The sequence below is a fragment of the Clostridium sp. genome, assembly GCF_051656525.1.
GTDB lineage: Bacteria > Bacillota > Clostridia > Clostridiales > Clostridiaceae > Clostridium.
Window position 1 is genome coordinate 1 of record NZ_JBOGCC010000044.1, and the last position, 4637, is coordinate 4637.

The window sequence follows — 4637 nt, forward strand, 5'->3', positions numbered from 1 at the left end:
ATTTTTGCTCAAATTTTTTCTTTTTAGCATAGCTAATGTTTTATTATGTAATTTTATTTGTGGAGATGTTTATAGGTGATGGAGTTTAATAATGGTGTGATGTTGGTTATAATAATGTATAAGGAAATGGAAGGAGATTTGTGAAATGGAGAGACTAGAGTTTGTTGAAAAATTAAAAAAATTTCATAAAATTATAGGAATAAGTGAGTATTGTTTTAAATGAGCCATCTATGGATAACTGGGGAGTTAAAGGTGGTATACAAGCCACTAATTATAAATTTGACTTTAATTTAAAAGTTGAGTAAATTATTTTAAAACTAGCAGGAGATTAAAAGCTTCTACTAGTTTTATTTTTTATGCTTAAGAAAATGTTAAGGAAATGTTAAGGAAAAGTATAGGGTTTACTTAAGAAGTTTCTATTATTCTTAGAGTATAGAAATTTTAGGGGGAGAATTTATGGTTGTTTTAGAGGTTAAGAATTTAAAGAAGTCTTTAGGTAAGAGAGAGATAATAAAAGATTTGAATTTTGCAGTTGAAGAGGGAGAAGTATTTGGGTTTTTAGGGCCAAATGGTTCTGGTAAAACAACAACTATAAGAATGCTTGTTGGTCTTATAAGACAGAATGCAGGTACTGTTGAGATATGTGGAAAGGATTTGGGGAAAAGAAGAGAAGAGGCTTTAACACATATTGGTGCAGTTGTTGAAAATCCAGCAATATATAAGTTTTTGTCTGGAAGAGAAAATTTAATGCAAATTGCAAGGGTAAGAAAGATTCCTAAGGAGAAGATTGAGGATATTATAAAGCTTGTAGGTCTTGAGGACAGAATAAACGATAAGTCAAAGAGATATTCTTTAGGTATGAAGCAAAGGCTTGGGATTGCAATAGCTTTAGTTGGAGATCCACAGGTTTTAATTTTAGATGAGCCTACAAATGGATTAGACCCATCAGGGATTAGAGAGTTTAGAGAGCTTATAAAGAAGATAGCAAAGGAAAGAAAGATTGCTGTATTTGTATCATCACATATTTTAAGTGAGATTGAGTTAATGTGTGATAGAGTTGCATTCTTAAAAGATGGTGTAATTAAGTCAGTAGAAACAATGGGACAATCTGCTTACGGAGAAAATAAGGAGAATTTTGTTTTAGTTGTTGAAGAGGAAAAGAAAACTATAGTAGATATTTTAGAGAGACAATCATTTATAAATAAAATATCTGAACTTCATGGAAAGTATCATTTAGTAATGCATGAGAAAACTTCACCAAAACTTTTACAAGTACTTATAAAAAATGATATTAGAGTTTTAGAGCTTTATAAGAATAGGGAAGGCTTAGAGCAAAGATACATGGAATTAGTAGAAGGGGGAAGTGAAACATGTTAGCACTTATTAAAAATGAGTTTATAAAACTTTTTAAAAGACCAAAAACAATTGTACTATTAATACTTTTCTTTTTAGCAGCAGCAGGACTTACAACTATTGCATATGTGGGAGCTAAGGGTGCTGAAAAGTGGGAGAGCCCAGAGTTTAGAATAGAACAAGCTAATGAGCAAATAAAATTTGCAAATGAGTGGATTGCAAATGATGAGAAAAGATTAAAAGAGACAACTGATAAAGAAGAAATTGAAGGATTAAAAGGTTCAATAAAAAGTGAAAAAGAAAATATAAAAATTTTTAAGGAAGAAATTAAACACTGGGAAAAGGAAAAGATAAATCCAACTCCATGGCAAACAGGAATTAAAGATAATATAGTTTCTACAAAAGAGCAGATAAGTGTAGTGAAAAAAGATTTAAAAGAAATTCAAGAAAATAAGTTAATTAGCAAAAAGGATAAAGAACAACAGGTAAGACAATTTGAAGAAAGACTTGCATGGATGGAAGAAAGTTTAACTTTAGATCAAGATTCTTTAGATAAGAACATAAAAAGAAGTAATGGTTCAAATTTTGATCCAGGAACTTTAATGATGAACTTTTCTATGATATTATCTCTTGCAATTCCATTATTTATAGCTTTATTTGGTAGTGATATAGTAGCTGATGAAGCAACTAATGAAACTTTTAAATTCCTTTTAATACAACCAGTATCAAGAGGAAAAATATTAATTGCAAAGTTTATAACTTTAATTACAGTCTTATTAGTTTTAATTATGACAACACAAGCAGTTATATATATAGGTGCTGGTATAATGAATGGCTTTGATGGATTAGATTTATTAGTTAAAGTTGGACGTGAGTATCAATATGATTTAACATCTCTTCAAGAGCATGGACAGAAGTTTGCAGTGCAAGTTGCAGATTCAGGATACTTTATAACAATAAAAGAGTTAATGGTACAAGTATTATTAATGCAAACTTTATTTATAGTAGCAGGAACAGCATTAGTATTCCTTGTTTCAACAGTATGTAAGAGTAGTATGATTGCTATGGCAATTTCAACAGTAATTTTAGTTGGAGGTTCTATAGTACCAATGTTCTCACAAAAATTAGGTGGAATGGCTCACTTAACATTCTTAGGATATAATAATCCAGGTTTTGTTATTCAGGGTGAAATAGGTTCAGTATATAATAATATTTCATATAAACCAGAGCTTGGAATAATTTTAATGATTGTATCAACAATTGCATTCTTAATTTTTGCAAATATAAATTTCAATAGAAAAGATATATTAGTTTAATATAAGGGAAAGATACCTAGAGAGTAGGTATCTTTTTTCTTTTTTTAGAAGTTTGCTATAATATAGGAAGAAAAAGAAAAAGAAAAGAGAAAAGGAGGTTTTACTATGGCAGCAGGTGTTGGAGTAAATTGTGAAGAATGTCCAGAAATAAAAAGTGGAAATTGTGATGGAAAAGATTTAGGGTGTGTATGCTTTAAATGTCCAAGAAAGCTTAGTGAATGTATGGTAACAAAATATTGTAGAGAAACTGAATCAGTTTTATATTTTGGACCTGAATGGTAGGAGGAAAAATGAAAGAAAAAATAAATGAATTAAAAGTAGAAGTAGATAAGATAGGAAAGATGAATGCAGCACTGGAAATTGCTTATTGGGATATGCAAACTAAGATGCCTAAGAAAGCAATAGAACAAAGAGCTGGTGTTGTGGAGTTTCTGTCAGGAGAGTTATTTAAGTTAACTACATCTGATAAAATTGGAGGAATTCTTGAGTATTTTAAAGAGAATACTGAAGAATTATCAGATATGGATGAAGGTATTGTAAGACTTTCTAAGAAAAGATATGAGCAAACAAAGAAGATACCAGAGGAAATGTATAAGGAATTTATTTTAGCATCAGCAATATCACAAGGTGCATGGGAAGAGGCTAAAGAGAAAAAAGATTTTGAAATATTTAAACCTCATTTAGAAAAGATGGTAGAGTTTCAAAAGAGATTTGCAGATTATTATGGATATAAGGATGAAAGATATGATGCCTTACTAGATCAATATGAAGATGGTCTTACAGTAAAAGAATTAGATGGTGTGTTTAAGGAATTAAAGAGTGGAATATTAGAATTACTTAATAAGATAAAAGAGAGTGGAAAGATTGTTGATAATAGTTTCCTTTATGGAAAGTTTGATAAAGAAAAACAAGAAAAGTTCTCAAAGTTTATCTTAGATAAGATTGGATATGATTTTGAACTAGGAAGATTAGATGAGAGTATGCATCCATTTACAATTGCATTTGGAAATAAGGATGTTAGAATCACAACTAACTATGAAAATGATGATATAACAAATGCATTATTTAGTTGCATTCATGAAGGTGGACATGGAATTTATGAGCAAAATGTTCCAAATGAGCTTCAATATACTGGACTTGATACAGGTCTTTCTATGAGTATTCATGAAAGTCAATCAAGATTTTATGAGAATATAATAGGGAGAAGTTTTGAGTTTTGGGAATACTTCTATCCATATTTACAATATCAGTTTAAAGAATTTGAAAATGTAGGTTTAAAAGAGTTTTATGAGGGAATAAATAAAGTATACTCATCTCTTATAAGAACAGAGGCTGATGAATTAACATATGGTCTTCATATTATAATAAGATATGAAATAGAAAAAGCTCTAATTGAAGGAAGTATATTAGTAGATGAAGTTCGTGATGAATGGAATAAAAAATATAAAGAATATTTAGGTGTAGAACCTAAGGATGATAGTGAAGGAATACTTCAAGATGTTCACTGGTCTGATGGTTCATTTGGATATTTTCCAAGTTATGCATTAGGAAATCTTTATGGTGCACAAATGTTACATGTGCTAGAAAAAGAGTATAATGAATTATACAGTGATATAAAATATGGAAAATTAAAGCTAGTAAAGAAATGGCTTAATGAAAATGTTCATAAGTATGGTGCAATTTATTCACCTAAAGAGTTAATAAAGATGATATCGGGGGAAGAATTACAGACAAAGTATTTTATAGAGTATTTAAATAAAAAATATTCTATTATATATAAAATTAAATAGAAAAACCTTAAATTTTACATAAGAAGAATAATTTTACTAAAAAAAACAATATGTTAATAGAATGTCAAAAGAATAGATTTTTTCTATACATAGAATGAAAAATTATTGTGATATAATCTTTAAGGAACAGTTAATCAATTTTAACAATTGCTTAGCTGTTTTTCTTTACTAAAACAAT

4 protein-coding genes are annotated in these 4637 nt (G+C 28.9%); all 4 read left to right on the top strand.

The annotated features are described in order from the left end of the window. The first annotated feature begins 456 nt into the window (after positions 1-456). The 4 genes from ACRDDY_RS01375 (at position 457) to ACRDDY_RS01390 (ending at position 4459) form a co-directional block, all read left to right on the top strand. Positions 457-1377, top strand: coding sequence for an ABC transporter ATP-binding protein (locus tag ACRDDY_RS01375; RefSeq protein WP_438563175.1), 921 nt, complete (start codon positions 457-459; stop codon positions 1375-1377). Continuing rightward, positions 1371-2669, top strand: a complete 1299-nt coding sequence (locus tag ACRDDY_RS01380) for an ABC transporter permease subunit (RefSeq protein ID WP_438563176.1) — start codon at positions 1371-1373, stop codon at positions 2667-2669. Before ACRDDY_RS01375 ends, ACRDDY_RS01380 begins: the two co-directional genes overlap by 7 nt. Positions 2670-2774: 105 nt before the next feature. Then, a complete protein-coding gene (locus ACRDDY_RS01385) occupies positions 2775-2951 on the top strand; it encodes a hypothetical protein (RefSeq protein WP_438563177.1) in 177 nt (58 codons plus the stop codon). Positions 2952-2959: 8 nt separating this feature from the next. Further along, the gene (locus tag ACRDDY_RS01390) at positions 2960-4459 is read left to right on the top strand and encodes a carboxypeptidase M32 (RefSeq protein WP_438563178.1); all 1500 of its coding nucleotides are present in this window, start codon (positions 2960-2962) and stop codon (positions 4457-4459) included. The last annotated feature ends 178 nt before the right edge of the window (positions 4460-4637 follow it).